A 26,068-nucleotide genomic window follows, 5' to 3' on the forward strand; every position below is an offset into this window, starting at 1 on the left:
GCCAATACCACCTTTGAAAAGCGATTTTCTTCCGGCTTCGCTTTTGAATAATCCAAGGCGACAGGTTCATCACCACCCGTTGCATACTGCAAGCCGGCCCATACATGATCTAAGAAAAGAGGCTCCGAAAAAGTTTCATCTGTATGCCCCATATTAGTATAAAAAGAACGGCCTCCATCGAAGCTGTGGTACCAACTCATCGGATGATCGCTTCCGTTCTTTCCTCCCTGGTAAGATTTTTCATCAATTTTTACCAGAACGTTTATCGTTGGATCTATTTGTTTGAAGCTGTAAAATTCATCAGTTCGTTCAAATTCATCCGGCATTCCTTTAGTTGCAAAGCTGTTTTTATCTGTTACATACAATTTTCCCTTTTGAACATTATTAGGCATTGGATGGTCAAGAAACCATGCACCTACAAGCCGCCCGTACCACGGCCATTCGTATTCACAATCCGCTGCAGCGTGAATGCCAAGAAAGCCACCGCCAGCCTGGATATATCTTTCAAATTCCGCCTGCTGCCTTCCTACAGGTACCTATAATTACACTTTTTATGTAATTGGCGATAAGATTGATACAAAGCAAATGATTATTACGAAATGAAATATGCATTAATGAAACATCCGTTGTTTGTAAGACCTCTAGGTTCTGTCGCATCTGCTGCAATGACTTCTAAGTCCAACGGTTAGGGGGCCAAAGAACAAAATGTTGTGTAACAAGTTGCCATAGGAAAAGTTACTTGTTCCTTCTTAATCATCCTTATCATTTCTATACCTGCCAATGTCCTTTACTGATTCGAAATCTTTGAACCCTAATACTAAAAACGTTCGCTATTTTATAAATCGATGATCTCCCTCTACCCTATTATTTAAATCCTTGTTCTGTCTGATTTTATTTTCTTTAAACACATCTTATTGTAAGTTTTGATAGCTTCCTTATTGGCTCCGCTTTTATCTATATTAATTACTTTGGGGCTGACACTATTACCTCTATCTTTTACTAGAAATTTATGTGCCACCAGCTTATTCCTTCTATTTGTTAATAGAAAGTCAACTGTCTTTCCTTCCTTGTCAACGGATCTATATAAATACATCCACTCTCCGTTTACCTTTATATAAGTTTCATCCATCCTCCAACTTACACCAACCTTTTTTCTTCTTTAATCCAACTTCAATCAATGGAGTAAACCTATATGCCCATCTTTGTATTGTTGCATGATCGACCGATACTCCCCTGATTGACAATAACTCTTCCACATCACGATAGCTTAAACTAAATCTTAATTTAAAATATACGGCTTGTAGAACTACCCCTTGGGAAAGCAATGCCCTTTTAAACATCCAACAAATTTACCCTACAAATACAAATAGTATCACAGATGCAACACAACCAATCCTGCCCCGTTCTAATCCAATATTCTATGAAAAACCAATTGTAAGAAGAAATAGATATTGCTAAGGCTGCTTCCTTACAGTTTTATAAATTGCTTGTACATAACCCTGTCTCCGCTCGTAACTTTTACAATATATATTCCCCTGACAAGGGAAGATACATCAAGTTGTACTACCTGATTTGATGCATTTACATCAATCGTTTTCACCACAACTCCTAAGGCAGACATAATGGAGATACTTGCCTTACTACCTTGCTGCAATCCCTTGATAGAGACTCTTAATATATTATTTGCAGGATTTGGACCTAGTTTCAGACTTAAAGAACTGTTTGGACCCCACTTACTATTTACAATTAATTTATTGCTTACGATTGTTTCATTTATCACTTTAATTGTAACAACTTTGGATGTAGCTGTTAAACCGTTAACATTATAAGCTTTGGCAGTTATCCTGTAAGTCCCAGGTTGAACATCACTCCATGTATAAGTATATGGATAAATGTATTCTGTTCTTAGTAGTGTTGTTCCCTCATAGAACTCAACCTTACTTATTTTATCGTTTACATCCCTCGCCGCTGCAATTAAACGAGGAGAGGCAGGAGCGAAATAAGTTGTACTATCAACAGGACTTACAATACTTACAAAAGGTTCTAAATTTTCTTTTACTACCAATATCTTAATACTGTTAGATGTTGTTACATTGCCACTGTCATCAAATGCTTTCGCTAAGAGAGTGTAACTTCCTATAGGCACATCTGTCCATAAAAACCCATAAGGATAATCATCTTCTGTATGTAATAAGGTAGAACCATTATAAAACTGAACTTTAGTTATTATACGATCGTCACTTGCAGTAGCATTAAGTTTAATTCTGGCAGGTGCAGTGTACTTTAAGATATTATAAGGAATAGAGAGGCTTACAGTTGGAGGTTTGTTTTTTCCTTCAGGTTCTAAACTACAATACACATTTGTCTTAATATTGGCATTAAATACGGAAATAGGAATTTCAGATGGACTTATGTGGATAGTTTCAAAAGTGAGCGGATTTAAAGCAGTGGCGGAGTCTGTCCCATTAGTTATTGTAACAACAATTGTAGAATCGCATTTTGAGAGAGTAGATAATGAGCGATAGGATATAAGAGGATTTTGCGGAAACCCCCAAAAGGGCGTATTTGTATGTAAATAACGGCCACTACTTGTTTCGGTAATGAAGTTACGAGGGGTGTTAAAAAAACGATGATAAAGGTATTTACCTGCTGCATTAAATACTACCATTAAACCTGATGTGGACTCTGCCATAACAAAAGCAACTATATTACCATTTATATCTTCATGAATGGAAATTTGTGTTACTATATCAAAAATGGAAAATAGAGATCCAGTGTTATCATAAGTAGCTTTTAAATTTTTTGCCCATATTAATTTACCATCAGCGTCAGTGCGAAAAATCCTTGAAGTGCCTTTTAGTACACCACCATAAGTACGGCCTGCCAAATAAACAATATCTCCATTTCTACAACGTGAGCTTAAGAGCCCAGTAAACTGATTTGACGTTTTATACTGCCTTTGCCAAGATACCTTTCCAGTCTTAAAATTAAAATTTGCGACATTTGAATTTCCTGTTACAAAATCTACTGTATTTCCTTTCGCAGTTATAGATGTAACATCCTCAATTTTTCTATTTGCTATTTTTATTGCATTAAGGACGTCTCCGTTCTTACTAATATTCATCAAACTAGGATTAAATTCCTTTGTTTCATTGGTTAAAACAAAGGAAGAATCCTGGAGCTGAACTAAAGCTGTACTATAAAATGAAAGTGGGTTGCCCAGTTTATATTGTTTTGCCCATATCAGTTTACCTGTTTTGCTGATTTTTAAAACGCATCTTTTAATGTCTGGATCATTGTTACCTCCTATCTCCCCTGAAATTAATACATCATCATTGAATGTACTTATCATCTCCACTAATTTTATAGACACTCTTGCACCTGCATCATAACGTTTACTCCAAAGAATTTTGCCAGAAGCATTAGCTTTTATAAGTAAAATGTTTTTATGAAACTTCTTCTCACTATTGCTTTCAGTAAATCCATAAACAAAACCATCCTTAAGTTCAATCGCTGATGATTCCTGCTCCAATAAACGCGGGCTGGAAAAAGAGTTGTAAAACTGTCCTCTGGCTTCCATTACAGCAAAAGAGTGGATTATTAGAATCAAGGCAATAGCACAATTTCTCATAACTAGTATATTTGATAGTAATGACCTATTTGCGCAAAGTGAAATTTCAACTTCTTACAGCTTCACAAACTGTTTGTATAAAACTTTTTCTCCACTTATAATTTCTACAGTGTATACCCCTTTTACCAAAGAGGACACATCAATCTGTACTACTCCATCCAATCTATTTGACTGAATTTTTCTTAATACAACGCCAGTCGCAGACATCACTAATATATTTGATGTCTTGCCGATTTCTAATCCATTAGTATAAATATTTAAAATGGTACTTGCCGGGTTAGGATTTAATGTGACCCCTATTTTATCAGTTTTGTCTTTTTGATAAATTGGTCTGCTGCTCACTATTGATCCAGACACTGTTACTTTAACAGGGGTAGACGTTGCTGAAAGACCTTTGACATCATAAGCTTTAGCTGTAATGGTGTAGGTGCCAGGTTGAACGTTTTTCCAAATGTAGGTATACGGATAGATATATTCTGTTCTTAACAATGACGTTCCATTATAAAACTCTACTTTACTTATTCTATCATTAGGGTCTTTTGCCTTAGCAATTAAACGAATTGTTGCAGGGCTTGCATAAGTTGTATCATCAACAGGACTTATAATTCTTACTACAGGAGGTACATTTTCCCCTATTATTATTTTTGTTGTTACAGTCGAGCTTCCTTTCGTTTTATTTGCAGAATCAATTAATTTGGCTGCATTTATAGCATAAGCAGATGCTGAAAGTACAATATCGTCTATAATCCATCCAGTGCCTCCATTCGGTACTGCAAAACTGTTGTCACTTGTTGCATAGCGAAACCTGATTTTAACTTTCTTGCCTGCAAATGCGCTAAGATCTATAGTGGTAGTGCCAATGCCATAACCTGAAAAGGCTCGTCTGCCGGATAATGTTGAATTGCCGGTTATTGTTTCAGTGTAAACAACTCCGGTAGCGTCCATGTACGGTCCAAGATCTAGCCATGTTTGCCCACTGTCACTGGTAATTTCTACTACCCCTCCGTTGTTAAAATCATCCGCTGCAAAATTGTGGAAAAAGCTAAAAGTAGTTTTCGTACCGGGAACGAGATATGCTTGCCTGGTAACCAGCTTTTCTTCATCTTTTGTAGAGTTGTCATTTGTATAATAATAGAAATAAGGGGAGGCGTCAAGTATTGTCCATGCGAGGTTATTACCGTTTTGTGGAATCCATTTATCAGATATTACAGGGTCATTTATAGAATCGTTTAAATAAACCGTATCGGGAAAAAAGCTTTTGTCATTCACTTTTACTTTGATCCTGAATGTAATACTATCCCCGTTTTTCATATTAATGTTATCAAACCGTACGGTTCTGCTTGCAGCGTTATACACTCCGTCACTGCCTACATAAGTAAGATTTCCGGGTAGAGAATCGGCTACTAAATAATTTTGTGGAACATCGCCATTACAAATAGTTTTTGCCTTTAGCCCAATAAGATAAGTTAAACTGTCCCCTGATTCTACACTATCTTTATTCACATGTTTTGTTATCGATATTGCTCCTAAATTATAGTCAGGAATCTCGTCTCCAGTAATATTAGTATTTCCCTGTGAAGCGCCAAGACCCATTCCCCTGCGCGCAAATGTCTGCCATATTACGCAACTGTATTTTCCATTATATAATAGGGTATCAGCTTTTAAAATTGCGTTCCGGCCATCAATAAATCCCGGGCTGCAGGGTTGCAGCTTCATGCCTTCCATAACCAGTTTATAAACAATAGAGTTACCGCCTTCGCCTTTTGAATTAAAAATATCCCTGTTAATCCCATCCATTTGTATGATATTCCAGGTCATGTCCCACAGTACACTCGCCCAAATTTCACCAACATAATGTGGTTCGCCACTTTTTGATAAATCCGAATAGGTGTGGGGATTTATTCTCATATCGGTTGAGTATGGGTAAGTGCGGATACCAGGACCATCTACAGGCTGATTAAGAACATAACTTCCTATACCTTTTGCAAGGGCCCCATCATTAGCTTGAGCCCTGCGCCAATCAGTTATTGTCATCAGTGAAATATAATCGCTCCATCCCTCACCCATTTGTTCGGCATTAAACAGGCACGATGTTGTGGAAGGCCCGCCTGTAAGGCGCATTGAAATGCCATGGGTGTACTCGTGAGCAATAATGCCATTATCCAGGTCGCCATCCTTGTATACAGGTAATAAGGTAACATTCACAGCCGTGCCTGTACTTAATACAGTTCTTATCTTAATTCCGTCTTCGTAGCTTATAAGCATCGCAGGAATAACAATGGTGGTATCAACTGAGCCCCAGGGAAAAAGCGGCTCACCGGGAATATTATCCATTATTATTACAGCTTTCGCACCTGCCTTTTGCGCATTTAAAACCTTGTCGGTAAATGCGCACGATCCTCTCACTACAAGGGCTATATTACCTTTTAAAGTATTTATGTTAGACGCCGCATCACATGCAATATGAGCAGTATCGGATGCACTATTATAGAGAACTACATTACCTGTAACAGGTCCGGTATTTAGCAGTAAGTTTTTGGGGCTGATACCCCCTTCCACTGCGTTAACTTTTCCGGCTATGGATAAAGGAGAGTTAATTGTCATGCCCTTAGCCGGATCGCCCGGAAATAAATACATTTGCATCCTTGGGTTCTCCCCATCTGGTGGGGTGGAGAAATTTGCATTGCCCAAACTGCCTCCATCTTGAGCATCAGCATAAACAAAATCATTACCCAATCCGCCTCTCTGTAAGTTATTTTGTTGAAAATTTCCGGACACCTCGTTAAATCCGTACTGGTAAGAAAGATCGTGCATTATATTATTCCAATAAAATAAATTAGTAATTGCAAACCCCTGGTTATTGAATTGTGTAGGTAATTTGCTGTAATCAGGCTTATAATTAAAAATAATATTATCTCCAATGGGGAAACCTTCTGCTCTTCTGCCAACACCGTCATTACCATCTAAATCTTCCTGTGCCAGAACATTATTGCCCCTGGTATTTGTATACCGTTCTAATCCGTCCTCATTCCAATTAAAAGGAGTAGCACCGCTGCCCTGAGGTGATAATTGCCATGGGTTAATATCCAACCCAGAACCTTTGCTGGTAAAACTTGGCGCTTCTTGAGGAAAAGGTATTACCCGGTAAATACCTAAATTTTTCCATGGCAAACTATTTTTCGGATCTTGAGTTACGCGATAATTTTTACTATTATAAACACTGTAGTCATTATCATGATCATTATCCTTTATTGAAGATGAAGTAGTATTATAAGCACTCTTCCCCTTTTCTAAAACTTCTTCCTTTGCTTTTATACTATTCCAGTTATCCGGAATAGTATAGTTTTCTTTTTTTATGACATTTCCTGTTTGGGCATCTACCAATATTCGCCAACTGTCTGAGGACTTTTTTGGTGAGATATTAACCTCCCACGTTAGTTTCACTCTTTCAAAGGTATTTTGCGGCAACCATAGCATTCGTGCAGTTATCCGAGATTTTGCAATCCCCATGTCTCCAAAATCTGTTTTCTTAGAGAAATCGCCGTTCGCAGGGGCAACCCTTCGGCTAACGGAAGGTGTGGGAAGATGAAGATGCTGAGCTGCTGCATGTATAGCATCGTCTATAGTTATCGCTGGTGTAACAGATTTAATTCGCTGACTGGCATCGCGGTCATTTCGTAAGCTAAGATCAATCCGTTTACCAGTGCCAGAAACAACTTTTCCATTTTTAAAAGCTAAAACCTGCACTACTTTATCAACATCAATACCTTTGTAGGTTTGCTGCAGGTACACCAATGTATTGCCTGTTAGTGCGTCTACATAAGTGTCTGAAACACGGGAGTTAAGAACATTTTCATCAGACAACCCAAGCGCCGCCGCATTACTTTTCACTAGCGACATTGCTTTTTCAACTTTCTGAAGATCCTGGGCGGTGGTAGTTTGTGATATAAATGCAACGGCTAAGGTAGCAATTAGAATGGTAATTCTTTTTGTCATGGATATGAGTATTGAATTGATAAATCAGTGATCTTTAATAACGGCTTAACCAGAGTCTTAAATTAATATTTGCTCTTTTATATTAAAGATTTTGAAATATTAAGTAAGGTATAAAATGCATTTCAGAAATGCAAGGTTGTTTAATATTTAGTTACGATATAGAAGTACAAACAGTAATGGATAAAGCTTCGCCATTTGAAAATTTTCTTGTTAACGCTTTCATTTAGCATTAACCTTCATACTTGTGAAATTCAGATATCGTCGAATGGTAACCGCCGGCACATCTAAGCAAATTCCTTTTTCCTTGAGTTTAGATTTAAGTGAATACCTTATACTGCTATGGTGTGTCCAGTGCTATAATTTAAGAGACTTTGTCGCAGCTGATGAAATAAGTCCAGAAATGTCGTTTGAAGCCATTTATTATGCAGCCAAAGAACAGAATGTTTTGCAACAAGTTGTCATAGGAAAAGATACTTGGTCCTTCTTAATCATCCTTATTATTTCTATCCCGCTTAGTGTTCGTGATGCTGATTCAAAACTTTTACAACCAACCATATTCCCTATCCACCACTTTATGAATCTATGGTCTTGCTCTACCCTATTATTCACGCACTTACACTGGCTAATTCTTATCTTCTTCAAACACCTTTTATTGTAGGTTCTGATTGCTTCCTTGTTCGCTCCGCTCTTATCAATATTAATCGCTTGGGGACAGCCATTACTAGTAATTGCTTTAAGCAAAAAACTTATGAGCTGCCAGTTTATTTCTTTTTGTTAATAAAAAATCTACTGTCTTTCCTTCCTTATCAACAGCTCTGTATAAATACATCCACTCTCCTTTTACCTGTATATACGTTTCATCCATCCTCCAACTTATACCAACCTTTTTTCTTCTTTTCTTTAATCCAACTTCAATCAATGGAGTAAACTTATATACCCATCTTTGTATTGTTGCATGATCGACCAATATTCCCCTCATTGACAATAACTCTTCCACATCACGTTAACTAAGGCTAAGTCTTAATTTAACATATACCGCTTGTAAAATAATCTCCTTAGGGAAACTGTTACCTTTAAACATCCAACAAATCTAATTACAACCGGATATACAAATTACAACTGCGACAGAACCAGTTTACCTGGATGTTTAAACCCAAAAGGTAAGGCTACACAGTTCAAGGTAATAGAATTTTTAAAAGTTGCTGAACGACATCTGATTCCGATTTACCCTTAACAAATGAAAATGAAGTAAGAGAATTCAATCCTTGCTATTTCATTCAACAGAAATTACAATTGATACGTGATGGAGTTTATTACCATCAAGTAAGGTTTCATCTTCGTGTTATGAACAAGAACTTAAACCAAAACATAAAATTGCCGCGCTATGAAAGTAACTCCATCTTCTAACAGAAATCCAGGTCAACATCTATCATCGCCAATTAGATTTACATCAATCTTTAATAGAAAAGCAGGCTATAGTTTTAAAAAATACTATAGTCTTTTATTCTTAATAGCATTAGTCTTTTTTACAATTTTATCGATAAGGGCACAGGATGTTTTAGTTGGATTAACATCGGTAGGCGGCCCGCAAGGTGGCGGTACAGCTTTTACAATCAACAGCAACGGAAGTAGTTTTTCAGTAAAAAAATCATTTTTAAGATTAGGGATTTCGCCAAAAGGAAATTTAATTAAAGCGACTGATGGCAACTTTTATGGTATGACTTCAGACGGAGGAGCTTATGCAGCAGGGACTATTTTTAAAATGACATCTGCTGGTGCCGTTACCATTGTTCATCATTTTAACTCCTTTGACGGCAATGCTCCTGAGGGAAGTCTTTTACAAGCCAGTGACGGCAATTTTTATGGTATGACTCCTTCTGAGTCTAACAATAAGGGAACAATTTTTAAACTAACTTCTGCGGGTGTTTTTACTGTTATAAAATATCTATCATCTGATGCGTATCGCCCTTTCGGTAATTTAATACAGGCTCCTGATGGCAACTTATATGGAATGACTTATTATGGAGGTGTTAGAAATTTAGGAACAGTATTCAAAATTACTTCTTCTGGCTCACTAACAGTATTACATTCATTCAACGGTTCAACTGATGGTAGTTATCCGACAGGCAGTTTGGCACGTGGTGATGATGGAAACTTTTATGGCATGACTACCAACGGAGGCAGTAGTTCATTTTACGGTACTATTTTTAAAATAACACCTACGGGTACCTTTACGGTTTTAAAAAGTTTTAATAATACCAATGGTGCAACGCCTTACGGCAGTCTTGTAAAAAACACCGACGGAACTTTTTATGGCATTACTTCCGCGGGTGGAACCAATGGTGCCGGTACTATTTTTAAAATTACATCCACAGGCACATTTACACTTCTCCGAAATTTAGATTACTCTAAAGATGGTGGCACTTGCAGAGGCAGCCTCGTTCATGGAAGTGATGGTAACTTTTACGGTACAACCGGGTCAGGAGGAAATTACTTTTCCGGTACTATTTTCAAAGTGACCACTTCCGGAAACCTGACAGTTTTACGTCATCTTAGTCAGGATAAAGATGGCGTAAATCCAAACAGCCTTGTGCAAGGCAATGATGGCTTCTTTTATGGATTAGCAAACACGGGCGGCATTCAAAGCAATGGTACTATTTTTAAAATGAGTTCAACAGGTTCATTTTCTGTACTTGTCTCCTTGCCTGGAACCGATAAAGGCGGTTCGGCTCATGGAAGTCTGGTGCAAGGACAGGACGGATTATACTACAGTATGACAACTGATGGAGGCCTCTACCGAACAGGAACAATATTCAAATTATGCACTGATGGTTCTTATTCTGTTTTACGATCTTTCAACGATTCATACGCGACAGAAAAGTTTGATGGCGGTCAACCTCACGGTAACCTTATACAAGGTAAAGATGGAAGTTTTTATGGACTGACTTCACATGGTGGCGTTAACGGCTATGGTACATTTTTTAAAGTCAGTTCAGTCGGTTCTTTTACTGTATTGTATTCTTTTGATGGAAATGATAAAGGCGGCTCGCCGTATGGCAGCCTCGTGCAGGGAACAGATGGCAATTTTTACGGAATGACGGAGTCTGGAGGAGCAAATATTTCAGGCGTTATCTTTAAAGCAACTTCTGCCGGCGCTATAACTGTCTTGCATAGCTTCGACTATAACGCTGATGGTGCAGCTCCGCGTGGCAGCCTTGTAAGAGGCTCAGACGGAAATTTCTACGGCCTGACTGCGTTAGGCGGAGTTTATAACCAAGGTACTATTTTTAAAATAACCCCTTCAGGCACCTTTACCAAATTGCATTCTTTTGAATTCAGAGCTGATGGAGCTTTCCCCTATGGAAGCCTCGTTCAAGGCAACGATGGCAACTTTTATGGACTTACCACGAAAGGCGGTACAAACCAAAATGGAACCATTTTTAAATGCACTCCATCCGGCACGTATACGGTGCTTCGTCATCTGTATTCCGGTAACGATGGAGGCAGCCCCAATGGCAGCCTTGTTAAAGGCTCTGACGGCAGCTTTTATGGCCTCAATAGTGTAGGAGGTAAGAAAGATGGAGGTACAATATTTAAAATAACTTCAGGAGGCACGTATACTCTACTACGAGATTTAGACAAGGCTACTGATGGCGGTACTGCTTTGGGAAATCTCATAATACGGAAAGCAAATCCCGTCGCTAATGCTCAAAGCTTGACCACTAATGCAAATACAGCAGAAACAATTACTTTAACAGGACAGAGTGAAATTCCTTTGGTTTATACTATAACTACTGCACCTAAAAATGGCACACTAAAAGGAACAGGTCCCGCGAAAACTTATACTCCAAAAGCCGATTATGCAGGTAAAGATTCATTTTATTTCACTGTTTCATGGGGATGTCAAACCTCTGCTCCCGCTAAAGTTAATATAACTGTCAGGTCCACTAGTGCTGCAATAACAGCGCACACGACTGCTACAGATGAAAAAGATGTGAATTTACAGGAAGCATTGAAAGCCACTTTATATCCCAATCCGGTTCATGAAACTATGACTCTCTCAATAAACCGCCCACTAATGAGGGCAGTAATTTCTATAATAAATGTAAGCGGTGCAGTCCTATCTGTTTCTAAATATGACGCTTTGGGAAGCAACAAATTAGAAATACCGGTTAATCAGTTGAAGCAAGGAGAGTATTTCCTTCGTTTGCAGACAGGGGATACTGTGACTGCCATCAAGTTCCTGAAAATGTGATTTCCCTTTTAGCAGCCTTCCATTGCCGCCATCTTGCTTGTTTGCTGTAAACGTCAAATATTTCAGATATCGACCAGGCTATCTTTGGGTGCGCATTTAGGATACCTATCAAAAAAGTATTCTATTAAGGACCTGAAGCAAGATAAAATTGAAATTGTTATGGATTATCAAGAAGGCGGTTATATCTGCCAGGAAACAGGGCAAAGATTTACAGAAGATGACAGGAAAAAAGGAATTGCAAGCGGCACCTCGATAGAATTGTAAAAGCTAGAAGTATGACTAAAAAAAATTAAATTTCTGCAAGAGGTACAAGCCCGAAAGCGTACCATAAAAGAATTATTACCACCTGAAACTATTCCGACAGGCATCGCTTATCATGCTAATAATCCTGTATTTATCGGTAACAGTATTAGGTTGAATAAGGAAGGTACTCTATGGGGAGCATTGATTTATTGCATTGATTGGAGAGGACTGCACCGTACACGAACGCTCATTTGTACATAAAGCTACCGTTACCGATGAAGTAGTTTGCGAGGCCTTTTTAAAAGTAATGAGCCTGATGGGTTCCCTTGCGATATTGTTAAGTCCGAAGATTTTCTGGAGAGTATTAAGACAGGATTTCGATTCGGGACAGACAGGTACGCGATCTTTTGAGGAAAGCTATATCTATGTGTCGTATTGCATCGGTTTTACATTATTGCAGTATCAGTAAAACAAAAGAAATGATAATCTAAAAGGTAAAACAGCAGTTGTAACCGGAGGTACTTTAGGCATTGAATAAAGTGCCGCGGTTTAATTCTTAAATAATCCCTTTTTGTCTTTTACTGCACCGGTAAACGCGCCTACATCACAGTTCAACGCGACAAATGAGCATTCTTTGTTCTGTTCAAATGTTTATTCTTCGCCATTGTAAAATAGGAACAATTTGAAGCATAAAATATTGTAACGACAAGAGGCCATCCTAAAGACAACTTTGAGACAGCCCCCTTGAAAAAAGCTTTGTATTTCTTGTATTCTTCAAAGAGCTATTTTGCTTTTGCATTGTGACCCTGTTATTAGGTACTGTCGGTCGCGCTAAACTTATAGGTGGCTAAAGGTTTGATGTACTTCGCTATTGTACAGGTACAATTAAGCTCCCCTCGTGTCGCTCAATTGTACCTGTATATGACTATAAAGCTTTACGATCCCCATAAATATGAACATTTGTTTTTTAAATACCTAATACCGTATTGCTTTTCATTTGCCTTAGTAGTCGCAGGCATCGGCAAAGGAGTGGTGGATAATCTACTGAGAGCCGGAGGGTTGCTGCGAAATTCAGTGGGATTAAAAGTTTAGTAAAAAGAAAGGGGTAATTTAGAAACGTTGAGATAAATTGTGTGATTAACGTATAAAGGTATGAACAACGCAAACAATCACGATGAGCGTTTTGCAAAAATGACATTCGCATCGGTATATCCACATTATGTTGCAAAAGTCGAGAGGAAAGGCAGAACTAAAGAAGAATTGCATCAAGTAATTGAGTGGCTTACTGGTTATGATGAAAAAAAACTGCAAAAACTCATTGAAGAAAAAGTATCCTTTCAAAAATTCTTTCAAAATGCTACAATAAACCTTAATGTTCACCTTATTACTGGTGTAATCTGTGGCTATCGTGTGGAAGAAATCGAAAATCCATTAACCCGACAGGTAAGGTATATGGACAAGTTGGTGGATGAATTAGCGAAAGGACGTAAGATGGAAAAGATTTTGCGAGTTGCGTAGATCGAGTGGAAAATGGTTGAATAAGCTTTGACTTACGAGTAAAAGTAAAACGGACCGTGAGAAAAAACACGGCTGCCAACGGTGCAGAACTTCCAACCATTCATTTTAATGCCGGGAAATAAGCGCATAGCTACTGCAAGATCCAATAAAGTGGCCACCACTATTGCTGTGCAGGATGCAAGCCAATTAATCTTTCATTATGGAAAGGAATAGGCAGAGGTAATCATGAATATTACAGGAAATGTTATTTCAGGGCAGGTGACCGGGCCCACAGCTAAAACCCTTTCAGATAGAATTGGAAAAACGATGCAAGACAGGGAAAGCTTTCTATAAACAGTAGCGATACTTCTTGCTTTTTCATTTTATTTATCAATCCCATTTTTCTTTTCTGGTCAAGAAACAGGTATTGAGTAGGTGGATTATATGGCGGCTTTTTTACAATCATGTTGTAAATAATAACAGCCAGCTTTCTTGCAGTTGAACTTATTGCTGCTGTTCTGCCTTTTCTATAAAGTATCTTTTCAAAGAAATTTTAAAGATGTGTGTCTTTTAAGTATCCTATTGCATTAGCTGCATGCCTTAATGCTAGTTTTATACAGTTACTACCTTTAGGCACTTTGTTGCTGATGATTTTGCCTCCTGTCTTTTTATTGTTGGGTGCTAACCATGCTTTTACAAATGTATTTGTTGGCAGCTGTTATTTTTGTCTGGTATCACGATGCACAAGAACACCAGAGATTGGTTTAAAGTTTAATGCCTATGTTTTATCTTGATAATATTGAGGATGACCGCACTTGCCCAAGTAAGTATTCCAAGAATGAGCCATGTAGTTGGTTTAAATAGTGTTATATTAAGCACACGGGGCACGATGTCAGTGCTTGCGTGAAGCAGTACAGCAGAAAATAAACTTTCCCCGGTTTTGTTGAAAACAACTGTATAAATAAAAGAAAGTCCAACAGTGAAAAAGAAGAATAAAGCCAATGGGAACGAAGACTGCCCCGGGGTAAGGTAAATTGGTAGATGCCAGGCGCTCCATAAAATACCGAGTAAAAGCGTGGCAAGAAGAGGATTTTTAAACAGGCTTTGCAGCCTTGGCAATGCGAACCCTCTCCATCCAATTTCTTCACCGGAATTTATGAACATCAACCAAATCAAAGCAGCCAGAGTAAAATATGGAGATGTAGGAAGGAGAATGCTTTTAATAGATGTTTTAGAAAAAAGCCCATCAAGCCAACCAGAAAGAACAAAGAGAAACGGTATCAACAAGATCGCAACGATATACCACAATACACCAAAACGCAATCGCTTGTACCGGCCAAGCAGCTCTCTAACCCCGTTCGCCCGATCGAAATAGAAAGCAACAATGAGAGCAGAAAGAGCCGGCGCAAAAAGTCCGACGAAGGGCAACAAACGAAAAGATTCCGGACGCAAAAAAGAAGGAAACCAGGTTATCCAGGCTATTACAAATGTCAACAGGAAAAATATGACAAGTTGTTTTGATAGTCTCATCTTTTGCTTTATATACTAATCAGCAACCCTTTTTTGTAATCACATCTTATAGCTGCCAACGTTAAACGTTTATGAAGTTGTGGCATTTGAAAAACGTCAGTTCCAATTAACCGCAAAAGCAAAATAGCGATTTTAAGCCGAACGCTTAACGGTCGAGTAGGCCAAAGCATTTCAGCTTTAGCCGCTCACAGATCCGTACGTGAAAGTCTCCCTTCATACGGCCTCTTGTTATTCATTCAATATGTAAGTCCTTTCTGCCACTGGATAAACAGCTTCCGGTTTTCGTGCACATAGGTTTTGTATTTGTCTAATGTAGCCATCTTTCCTCTTAACCTGTACTTTTCACTGAACCATCTTTGTATTAACCCGTTGAGGTATTCAAACACTTTGGCTGCTATTATTGCGTTGAACCTGTTATGCTCATGCTCTTCCTTTGGTTATCTTCCTGCCAAAAGTGCACCAATGCTGGTTGTTAGCAGGTCAGCCCCGCTTGTGCAAAACTCCTTGTTGTATGGCTTTTTGCTACGATTAAGCTTAACTTATCACACTTTATTAAGTTTTTCTCTAAGCAACTTGCGACCAATAAAAAGGGTCCAAAAAGGAAACGTAAGCATTCCAATGACGGAGCCTACATCCAACAGATAGTGAAGATGCTCGTTTATCCAAGTAACATGGTCTGGAAAATTGGCTGGGTCTGAAGGGTCTACTGCTGGAATTTTAAGAACGGTAGAACTAACAAAAATTGCATAGAGCGGGAAGAAGAGTCCCGTAATAATAAGTCCAAGACCTACTATCATTCCAAACCACCTTAATCCTTTTGAAAGTATATTCTGCCTATTCTTGCAAACTATTATCATCCACACTCCAAAAACCCCTTGTGGAACCGAATATAGTCCATCTGATATTATTAAGAAGATGCCCAATATCAAAAATAAAGCAGTAAAAAAAGCCGCTCCAGCGCCTAACCGAAGCGTTAACTTGCTGATAGCTCGAGGTTGGAGTTGTGATAATCTATAAAGTGCAAAGGTTGTCGGAATAATAAAAATAAAATGAAAAATAACAAGCACATCATGAGTTTTAAACATCACATAAGTAGGATTGTTCAACGATAATGCAACTTCTGTACGTGTGGTAACAGCGGTGATCAGGAATGCATAGCCTATGATGCCAACTATGCCGCTGGCAATCGCAGCTCGTCCTGCAGAACGATATGGTGAAGCCATGGTACTAATAGTTTGTGTCATTGCTATATTTTTTAATGTTAATGGTCCAAAATTCAAAAGTCTAACAGTAATTGATGATTAAGCTTGCATACAAGGTTGAAGCATTTGTGAAGGCATGGCTTAGTCAGCCTGGTACAAATGCCTAATTGAAATACATAAGTTGATGATAAGAACTAATGTTGAACAGCGTAATGTCGGCTGGAACATAAGAAGACAAGAATTACTGCTGCACAATTGCGGGTTGTCGAACCATGCTTTTACAAATGCATTTGTTGTGCGTTCGTGCTTTCTTCTTTAAACTGTCACAACTTTTTTGCTTCTATTTTTAATCCGCTGAATATAAAATATGTTTTTAAAACATTTCCCGAAGCGTCTGTTTTAAAGTCTATTTGCCAGTCATATTCTTTATTCGAAGAAAAAAATTTAGTAGAAGATTCCGGCAACAATTTCAAATCAGGTTCACCTGGTATTGTGGTCCATAATGTTCCATCTTTTTTATATACCCTGGCTATACGAGACACTTTATATTCTCCAATATATTTATCAAGTACAGATGTATCAATAGAAACTTGTTTGTGTGTATACGGCGGCACGACTTGCTTATTATATAAAATATAAGATAGCACACCTGCAATACTGGAGGAAGCTTTAGCCTTGTTAGCGAGTACAATGATTGTATAATCTTCCGAAGGATAATTAATGACTTTAGTTATATAACCCAATGTTATATTGTTGCCATCATCCCGTTGCTGAACGTAATTACCAAATTCATTTTTTCCCGTTAGTACACCGTAACCAAAATACATATTGGTTATTGAATCTTCTAAAAAATAAGGTGTAAACATTTCTTTTTGTGTTGAAGACGAAAGCAAACGATTATTTTCTAAAGCCCTGTTGAATAAAAATAAATCATGTGCAGTACTGCTAATTCCAATAGTTCCAACTACAGCATTTGTTGCATAACCCAATTCAGGACCAAAAGCTGTAAAACTGTCCGGCGGAAAAAATTGTTGTTTTGATTCATCAAAAAAAACGCTTTCAGTATGATTTGCATGCAACTTTTTATTTGCTTCTAATTCTGCAAACACTTTAGTATTCTCCAATTGCAATGGAGTAAATATATTTTGCTGCATAAAATCTTTGTATGAAAGCCCTGATATTTTTTCTATGATAGATGCAAGCAAAGGATACTCCGTGTAGTAATGGTATTCATCATATTTTGTTCCGGGTTTCCACGCTAAAGGAGCTTTTGTTTCAGCAAGGCTTTTTACTACATCATCATTAGTAGCAACCTTTTTAGTTCCCCATTTATCTTTCATTCCTTCATCATAAAAATCAGGCAAGCCGGAAGTGTGGGTTAATAAATCTTTTATCGTTACTGTGTTGTAAGTAAGTTCAGGCAAGTATTTGGTAATAGTATCTGTGAGTTTCAGTTTGCCTTTTTCTTTTAATAACAAAATAGCTGCAGCAGTAAATTCTTCCGTAATATTTCCTAACTCAAACATTGAGTTACTATCTAACGGCTTTGTATTTGCGTAATCAATTGTTCCGAATGTTTTTTGATAAATGATATTGTTATGTTTTGCTATTAAAACAGAACCACTGAATTGGTTAACATTAACGGCTGCCTGCATGTAATTATCTAATAATTTAGAATAATCGTTTTGTGCGGGCAAGGCAAATGGTAAAATGAGAAAGCAGAAGGTTTTTATCATCACGTAATATAAACCTAATTGTTGTTACAAGGAAATTATTAGGTGGAAGAAATCCGCATTAATATTAGGTATACACACAAAGTAGCTCTCAGTAATCATCGCATTACGAGGTAGATGCAGCAACCGTAAGATTTAGCTACAAAGACTATCGTGATGGCAGCACTCAGAAGCAGATGACGCTCAGCAATCAGGAGTTTGTACGAAGGTTCGCTCAGCACATAATGCCCTTACGCTTTGTGCGCATCAGGCACTATGACATAGTAAGCAGCACCTGGAAACGCGGCAAGTTGCAGGCTTTACAGACAGCGTTGCACGTAAAGAGAAAAACTCAACCCCTAAACACACTGCTAGGCAAATGCCCCTACTGTAAAACCGGCACACTCCTTACCATTGAAGTGTTTGGTAAGCGCGGGCTGCCAAAACAATATTTATTGGAAAAACAAAAAGCGCCTGTTCAGTAAATTAGTGGGTAGGGGCACCTGTGCGCTAATCCCTGACTAACACCCTTTACTATGTGCCAGCCCTACCACCGCAAGTACGATAGCACACCAAACAACAGGCATAAACAACCCTTAATTCCCAAAGGAAACCTTCCGACAACTCCATAAACAAATATCAACGTCAATCGCCGATTTTATCCGATTTTACAGCAGTAAAATTTACTATTAAGTTTTAGAAACTGAAAGAACAAATACCTTGCATTCGTGAGGTTGCAAGTTTGCAGAAAGGTTTCCGTCTGCTCGGCCTTCAGTAGAATGTTTCCACACATCAAATACATGGTAGCGTGTCCCTGCTTCCATTTCCAAATCCTTCCAGGAAGCAGTAATGGTCTTATCTGATGAATTTCTGTTAAACAATGCAATGGCGATCCTGTTACCGGAAAGGGGTTTCTTCCATGCCTCAAGACCGTCTTTCCTCATTACACGATACCCTTGTTTTCCTAACGAATCCTGGTCAATATCTATAATATCTTTATTAAGGATAATAGTTTTTGTGGCTTCGTTCATATTACGGATATCACAACCTACCATCAACGGAGCAGAAAACATGCACCACATGCTCATCTGGGTGCGATACTCAATATCATTGCAACCGCCTCCTTTAATAAATCCTGTATTGCTTAGCCCTACTACCAGCATGTCAGGATCATTCCATCCACCGGGACCGGAAAAGCGACCAAGATCAGCCATTACATCTATCGAAGTAAGAATTCCAATAGGACTTGTTTCATTGCGGGGTATATCCCAAATGTCATGAATATCGTATGATGTACGCCACATCTGGCCCCCCACTTCTTTACCCCACAGCCAGGGCGAGCGTGGACCCCATTCGCAAATACTAAATAAAATGGGGCGTCCTGTCGCCTTAAGCGCATCTCCCATCGCTTTATACCTGCTAATGGCCATTTTGTAATCGTTGTTAGCGGAAACGAAATCAGGACAAAAACAATAGTCATATTTCAAAAAATCAATTCCCCATTCTGCAAAAAGTCTTGCATCTTTTTTTTCATAACCGTAGCTGCCGGGCATTTCACCACAAGTCTTAGTACCTGCATCTGAATAAATGCCGAACTTAAGTCCTTTGCTATGAACGTAATCTGCCAGGGCTTTAATACCTGATGGAAACTTTTTCGGATTGGCATATAACATTCCTGTTGACGAGTCTCTTCCTCCCTGCCATATGTCATCAATAACCACGTAAGAAAAGCCTGCATTCTTTAAACCCGACTTAACCATCGCATCTGCTGTTTCACGTATAACCTGCTCATTTACATTCTCCCCGAATGCATTCCAACTATTCCAACCCATAGGTGGGGTTAATGCCAGGTTTTGGTCAGTTACCGTCGCTCTGTTTGCCTTGTTGGTGTTTACAGTACTTTTTATTGCACATCCTGCAAGCAAAAACAGGAATATTGAACCTGAAACAATTGAACTTCTTTTAAATTTTATCATGAATCTTTATCTAATTTTTACTACCAATTTTTTAACTGACCATATTTATCGAGTGAATATTATTTTTCGAATTTCTTAACCAGTACGACAAACTTGTAACTTATCCGTCCATCAATGCAACATCCTTCTATTTATATACTTTTTTAGTTAGGATCATTTCACTCTATTAATCATTATCAAGTCATACTCTTTCAGTAAATGTTTGTAAGCAATAGAGTGAACTTATATACCCATCTTTGTATTATCGCGTGATCTAGCGAATACTCCCTGATTGACTATAACTCTTCCATACGACCACAGCTTAAACTAAAATCTCAATTTAATATATACGCTTATAGAATTGCCCTTTTAGGGAAGCAATCAATTTTACACATTCAGCAAATTTACTCCTTCAAAACAAATAGTATCACAGTGGGACACAACCAAAAATAATTGCATCTAATACAATTTCTTCGCGAGTTGCAATTTAAATTTCTATTCTGTATTTTGTAAGTTATCTCCTATGCCTGATTAATGCTGTATAGAAAACAGAGAAAAATGATTTATAGGGTGATTCGTTTTGTAAAGTTTGCAGCTGTAATAACAATTAAATCTGTACATATCCCTACAAAGATTTATGAAGGCGGTAATCGTGCTCTTGCAAGTGGTTCTAATATTTCCCCTGCTTATATTATTTTCAGGTGCTATTTTAATGTCTTGTAATCGCCCCTCTGCTACTGCTAAAAAAAATAATAAAGACAGGACAATTAAAGCTTCTAAAGTTTCTCCGAACGAAGTTAAGAAAACGCTATTCCTGACATTTGATGACGGGCCAGGTACAGGGACAAATAATGTAAGCCAAACTGTTGAATACGAAAAAATTTTGGTTACATTTTTTATAATTGGGAACCATGTATTTAATAGCAGAAAGCAAAGACAAACATGGGCAGCACTAAAGGCAGACCCATATATAGAACTATGCAACCATGGATATACTCATGCATGGCACAATAACTTCAATAAGTTTTACCTGTGCCCCGATTCTGTTGTCACAGATTTTAAATTGACCGAAGATAGCCTTGATTTTACTAATAACATTGCAAGGATGCCCGGGCGGAATATCTGGCGTACTGGTACTGTTAAAAAAACCGATATTCAAAATAGTGTGGCGGCAGCCGATTCCTTACGAAAAGCGGGTTTTATTTTAATTGGTTGGGATTTCGAATGGAGTTTAAATCCTAAAAGCTTGAATGTTGCTATAACCGCCGACACTCTTATAAAAAAATTGGATAGTTTATTTGAACACAATAAAACAAGAAAGGCAGGTAACCTAGTTTTACTTGCTCATGATCGTATATTTAAGAATAGCTATAATTTTCTTCAATTGAGGCGGTTGATTGAAAAGCTGAAGAATAGGAAAGATTACCGGCTCTCATGGTTATCAGATTACCCTAACTAATTATGGCTTTGTCGCGTCTATTGAAATAAAAGTATGTATTATCATTTTCCCTGATAATTATGCTGTCATAGAACAAAATGTTTTGAAATAAGTACACCTAGGAAAAGTAACTTGTTCCTTTTTAATCATCCTTACTATTTCTAATCCTATCAAGGTCCATGATGCTGATTTAAAACTCTTAAAACAACATATTCTGAATTCTCCACTTTATAAATCGATGATCCCCTTCTACCCTATTATTTAAATAATTACACTGTCTTATCCTTATATTCTTTAAGGACCTGTTATTATAAGTTCTGATAGCCTCCTTATTATCTCCACTCTTATCAATATTAACCACTTTGGGACACCCATTATTACTAATTGCTTTCAATAGAAATTTATGTGCTGCCAGTTTACTTCTCCTCCTAGTTAATAGAAAATCAACTGTCTTTCCTTCCTTATCAACAGCTCTATACAAGCACATCCAATCTCCTTTCACCTTAATATAAGTTTCATCCGTCCTCCAGCTATTACCAAGTAATTTTATTCTTTTTTTTAATACAACTTCAATCAAATGGAGTAAACTTATATACCCATCTTTGTATTGTTGCATGTCGACCAATACTCCCCAGATTGACAATAATCTTCCACATCACGATAGCTTAAACTGAATCTTAATTTAAAATATACAGCTTGTAGAATTACCCCTTGGGGAGAGCAATGCCCTTTAAACATCGAACAAATCTAGCCGTTCGAGGCGAAATAATATTGCAGATGCGCCAGAACACGAATTTTCAATAACCTATAAGTTGTCCGTTTATGACATCTTCTCGTCCAATAATAGTTATACTTCGTTTTCAACTTTGTGGTAGAAAATTTCATAACCAAAAAAGTAGAAAAATGAAAAAGCTAATTCTCAAGTGCAAGATAGTTTAGACTGTGTGTCTAGAAAGGTTCAAGCGGGCAAACGTCAGATAATTAGAAACAACATGTATTACTTTTCAAAAAATTATATAAATCTTTTCCATGATTGTATAACATTTCTTAGCCGTAGCACAGGTAATTTTACATCATCATAATTTTTAATATTTAAACCAAAACGAAAATGAAAACTAACTTCAAAAATGAGAACTGTGATTGCTCAAACTGTACTAGTAGCAATTGTATTTGTGGTACCGACTGCAACTCCATCAGTTGTACCTGTGGCTGTGCGTAAAAGCAAAACATAAACAGGAGAAGCAAAAAGCGTCTCCTGTTTACATTAATACCAAACCAAACTAACTTATTCTTATGTCTCTTTACACTATAGCAACATCAACCAAACTTCCTAAAGTGAAAATGCCTACAGGGTTGACGGTTGAAGAAAGCAGTAATCCTGTGTTCCTGTCTGAGCTTTGTGATATTACTATTGAAGAAGCGAACAATCGCCTGGCTAATAATAATCTTGCTTTTGTCGCATATATTAATGATGAACCTGCATCGTTTGGATGGATGGCAATGGGAAAAGCGAAGATTGGAGAGCTAAATCACGAATTTGCATTGCCGCACAACCACGGATACCTTTGGAACTTTAGAACATTGGTTGCGTTCAGAGGTTTAGGCATTTATGCCGCTTTGCTGCAGCACATAATAAGATATAACCCGGCAGAAACTTCTCATTACTGGATAATTCATGCACCGGAAAACAAGGCATCCTTAAAAGGTATAGCGAAAGCAGGGTTTATCCATGTTGGCAGTCTATTTATAGGAAAATCTATGCAACCGGAACTGAAGATTGATGAGCAATATCAATTTGATTTGAATCCGCTAAAAGCAATGGGATTTTACCGATCTTCAGATGAAGCTTCCTCGTGCTGGAATTGCAGCAGCCCATATCTTAAGAAAAGAATATTGGAGTGCTGTTGCGGTAACGAGGGCGAGGAATGCAAAAATTACAACTTACCGGCGTTTATTTAAAATTAGCCCCTAAGCGATAGCCTGTTTTAACCTACGAATGAATCTGAAGCAATCAAAGTTGCATAGGGATACGAGTGTTTGTGTTTTCAATGGCTACGAACAATCTTACAAAAGAGATGTTGTAGATTATCATTGCCCTTCATCCTAAATACTGCAGCCAAATATGTTGTAACTGAACCGTTTATAAAAATTAAAAGAGGAGGTTGTCTACTTGTATACGTTTAAATCTACTTTTGCAGCCGCTCGCCTGTCAGAAAAAGAACATTTACACAGCTTCTTTTACTTCCCCTACTATTCGAAACTTAAAAAACAATAAAGTGCGTACAAAATTATTTTCAATACTTACATTCCTGGTCTTCACTCTTCCGGCGACTCTGCATGCGCAGGAAAAATTTACAATTAGTGGCACCATTACTTCATCCAAGACAGGTGAAACACTTATAGGAGCTTCGGTACGAGTAAAGAATACAACGACCGGAACGACCAGCAACGAATATGGATTTTACTCTCTTACTCTAACAAAAGGAAATTACACCTTAGAAATAAGTGCGGTTGGACAGCAAGCAAAAGAGCAATCATTAGAGTTAAACAAAAACATAGTACTCAATGTGTCTCTTAGTGAAGAAACCAGAGAGCTGGAAGCGGTAGTTGTAAGAAGCACAGGACGACGTAGCATTTCCAATCCTCAAATGGGTATGGACAAGCTGACAATAGCCGAAACTAAAAATATTCCAATGCTTTTAGGAGAAAGAGATGTATTGAAAACGATACAACTTTTACCAGGCATAAAGTCAGCAGGCGAAGGCAGCAGTAGCTTTTATGTACGTGGCGGCGCTGCCGACCAAAACCTCATTTTGTTAGATGAAGCTACTGTATATAATGCCTCACACCTCCTTGGCTTTTTCTCCACTTTCAACTCTGATGCTATCAAAGATATTAGCGTTTACAAAGGTGGTATGCCAGCACAATACGGTGGCAGGTTGTCATCCGTACTCGATATAAAAATGAACGAAGGCAACAACCAGGACTATGATGTAAGCGGTGGCGTTGGTTTAATCTCAACAAAGCTCAACGTCGAAGGGCCGATACAAAAAGGTAAATCGTCTTTTTTAGTCTCGGGTAGAAGAACTTATGTCGACATGTTCCTGAAACTTTCAAAAGATTCTGCTATCAACAAAAATCAATTATACTTCTACGACCTTAATATGAAACTCAATTATCAGTTGGGTAAAAAAGACAGGTTGTATCTATCAGGCTACTTCGGAAGAGATAAACTTGGCGTAGGTGAAACATTTGCTTTACTATGGGGTAACGGAACGGGCACACTTAGGTGGAACCACATTTTCAGCAATAAATTATTCTCCAATACTTCGTTCATATACAGCAATTACGACTATAAAATCTCTATCCGTAGTGGCAGCAACGATTTTGATATTTTCTCTCAAATTCGGGACGTTAATTTAAAGCACGAGTTTCAATGGTATGCAGGTTCACGCAACACCCTGCGTTTTGGTTTCAACTCTATTCACCATACCATACGCCCGGGCGAAATCACTTCGTCGATTACATCCAATATCAATGCCTCTGACCGCCAGAGAAGGTATTCATGGGAGAACGCCTTGTATGCTTCCAACACTTCCAAAGCTTCTGACAATGTGAATATAACGTATGGCGCACGTCTTACAGCCTTTAGCGTAGTAGGAAAGGGCGACTATTATGCATTTGATACAGCAGGAAACGTAACTAATACTTTCAGTTATAAAAGCGGGGAGATTGTAAAAACGTATGTAAACCTCGAGCCACGTGTTGCCCTGAGTTATTCATTCAATCCAACGGCTTCTATAAAGGCATCTTATGTTCGCAACGTTCAAAACCTTCACCTGGTATCCAATTCCACCACCGGGTCCCCTACCGATAAATGGTTGGCCAGCACGAATGTAATAAAGCCGGAAATCTCAGACCAGGTTTCGCTTGGATGGTACAAAAACTTAGCAGGCAATAAGTACGAACTTACGGTCGAAGCGTATTACAAAACCATGCAAAACCAGATAGACTACCGTACCGGAGCCAATATTTATATTAATAGCGATGCAATTGAATCGCAGTTATTATTTGGTAAAGGAAGAGCTTATGGCATAGAATGGTTGCTGCGCAAACAAACAGGAAGGTTAACAGGATGGCTCAGTTACACCCTTTCTAAAACAGAACGCAAGATTGATGGCATTAACAACGACCAGTGGTACAACGCAAGGCAAGATCGTACACACGATATAGCTATCGTTGGTATGTATCAATTAAGTAAGAAGTGGACGCTTTCAGCAAATTGGGTCTTCTATACTGGCGATGCTGTTACCTTTCCTGCCGGCAAATACAGGGTAGATAACCAGGTGATCTTTTATTACACTGAACGCAATGGTTATCGTATGCCTGATTATCATCGTCTTGATTTAGGAGCAACTCTTCAACTGAAAAAGAAGAAGAAATATTCGTCAGAACTTGCCTTTAGTTTATACAATGCTTATGGTCGAGAAAATGCTTATACCATTTCGTTTCGTGAAAGCAAAGATGACCCGCAAAAAACAGAAGCGGTTCGCACAGCACTGTTTAAATACATTCCTTCTGTTTCATTCAATTTCAAATTTTAATCCAT

The 26,068-nt window shown here is 38.1% G+C and carries 12 protein-coding genes and 5 pseudogenes; 7 read left to right on the plus strand and 10 right to left on the minus strand.

All coding sequences use genetic code 11. The features are described 5' to 3' along the window. Positions 1-92: 92 nt before the first annotated feature. The 5 genes and pseudogenes from B154_RS33560 to B154_RS29995 all read right to left on the minus strand — a co-directional run. A pseudogene (locus B154_RS33560) lies at positions 93-512 on the minus strand (ThuA domain-containing protein); the annotation flags it as partial. A gap of 173 nt (positions 513-685) precedes the next feature. Continuing rightward, positions 686-1,340: pseudogene (locus B154_RS31240) on the minus strand (IS6 family transposase). 128 nt (positions 1,341-1,468) lie between these two features. Further along, a complete protein-coding gene (locus tag B154_RS32685) occupies positions 1,469-3,631 on the minus strand; it encodes a T9SS type A sorting domain-containing protein (RefSeq protein ID WP_018611673.1) in 2,163 nt (720 codons plus the stop codon). A 54-nt stretch (positions 3,632-3,685) separates the two neighbouring features. Next, positions 3,686-7,627: a M36 family metallopeptidase gene (locus B154_RS0102735; protein ID WP_018611675.1), complete on the minus strand. Its 3,942-nt coding sequence runs from the start codon at positions 7,625-7,627 to the stop codon at positions 3,686-3,688. A 420-nt stretch (positions 7,628-8,047) separates the two neighbouring features. Then, positions 8,048-8,708: pseudogene (locus B154_RS29995) on the minus strand (IS6 family transposase). Positions 8,709-9,011: 303 nt separating this feature from the next. Here B154_RS29995 and B154_RS0102745 point away from each other — a divergent pair. The 3 genes from B154_RS0102745 (at position 9,012) to B154_RS0102755 (ending at position 13,643) form a co-directional block, all read left to right on the plus strand. Further along, entirely contained in the window at positions 9,012-11,882 is a 2,871-nt protein-coding gene (locus B154_RS0102745; protein WP_018611681.1) for a choice-of-anchor tandem repeat GloVer-containing protein, read from the plus strand. Positions 11,883-12,968: 1,086 nt separating this feature from the next. Then, on the plus strand, positions 12,969-13,217 hold the full coding sequence (locus tag B154_RS32120) for a hypothetical protein (protein WP_157580410.1): 249 nt from the start codon (positions 12,969-12,971) through the stop codon (positions 13,215-13,217). A 60-nt stretch (positions 13,218-13,277) separates the two neighbouring features. Continuing rightward, on the plus strand, positions 13,278-13,643 hold the full coding sequence (locus B154_RS0102755) for a DUF2200 domain-containing protein (RefSeq protein WP_018611684.1): 366 nt from the start codon (positions 13,278-13,280) through the stop codon (positions 13,641-13,643). Positions 13,644-14,393: 750 nt separating this feature from the next. Here the strand turns inward: B154_RS0102755 and B154_RS30485 are convergent. From B154_RS30485 to B154_RS0102785, 3 genes are all read right to left on the minus strand, one after another. Continuing rightward, positions 14,394-15,152, minus strand: a complete 759-nt coding sequence (locus tag B154_RS30485; RefSeq protein ID WP_018611693.1) for a CPBP family intramembrane glutamic endopeptidase — start codon at positions 15,150-15,152, stop codon at positions 14,394-14,396. Positions 15,153-15,694: 542 nt separating this feature from the next. Then, the gene (locus tag B154_RS0102780; RefSeq protein ID WP_157580416.1) at positions 15,695-16,375 is read right to left on the minus strand and encodes a hypothetical protein; all 681 of its coding nucleotides are present in this window, start codon (positions 16,373-16,375) and stop codon (positions 15,695-15,697) included. Between the two features lie 302 nt (positions 16,376-16,677). Beyond that, the gene (locus tag B154_RS0102785) at positions 16,678-18,090 is read right to left on the minus strand and encodes a serine hydrolase (protein WP_018611696.1); all 1,413 of its coding nucleotides are present in this window, start codon (positions 18,088-18,090) and stop codon (positions 16,678-16,680) included. Positions 18,091-18,156: 66 nt separating this feature from the next. Between B154_RS0102785 and B154_RS32915 the strand changes: the two are divergent. Next, a pseudogene (locus B154_RS32915) lies at positions 18,157-18,551 on the plus strand (transposase); the annotation flags it as partial. Positions 18,552-18,755: 204 nt separating this feature from the next. Here the strand turns inward: B154_RS32915 and B154_RS0102795 are convergent. Next, positions 18,756-20,042, minus strand: coding sequence for a glycoside hydrolase family 27 protein (locus tag B154_RS0102795; RefSeq protein WP_018611700.1), 1,287 nt, complete (start codon positions 20,040-20,042; stop codon positions 18,756-18,758). Between the two features lie 616 nt (positions 20,043-20,658). Here B154_RS0102795 and B154_RS27535 point away from each other — a divergent pair. Then, positions 20,659-21,480 (plus strand): polysaccharide deacetylase family protein, encoded by an 822-nt coding sequence (locus tag B154_RS27535; protein WP_018611702.1) that lies wholly within the window; start codon positions 20,659-20,661, stop codon positions 21,478-21,480. 57 nt (positions 21,481-21,537) lie between these two features. Here the strand turns inward: B154_RS27535 and B154_RS32125 are convergent. Further along, positions 21,538-22,197: pseudogene (locus tag B154_RS32125) on the minus strand (IS6 family transposase). Positions 22,198-22,752: 555 nt separating this feature from the next. On the opposite strand from B154_RS32125, the gene B154_RS0102815 reads away from it, so the two are divergent. Together B154_RS0102815 and B154_RS0102820 are read left to right on the plus strand one after the other, a co-directional pair. After that, positions 22,753-23,418 (plus strand): GNAT family N-acetyltransferase, encoded by a 666-nt coding sequence (locus B154_RS0102815; protein ID WP_018611706.1) that lies wholly within the window; start codon positions 22,753-22,755, stop codon positions 23,416-23,418. A gap of 317 nt (positions 23,419-23,735) precedes the next feature. Continuing rightward, complete coding sequence (locus B154_RS0102820) at positions 23,736-26,063, plus strand: TonB-dependent receptor (protein WP_026259916.1); 2,328 nt, start codon at positions 23,736-23,738, stop codon at positions 26,061-26,063. The last annotated feature ends 5 nt before the right edge of the window (positions 26,064-26,068 follow it).

It is taken from the genome of Segetibacter koreensis DSM 18137, from assembly GCF_000374045.1.
Lineage (GTDB): Bacteria > Bacteroidota > Bacteroidia > Chitinophagales > Chitinophagaceae > Segetibacter > Segetibacter koreensis.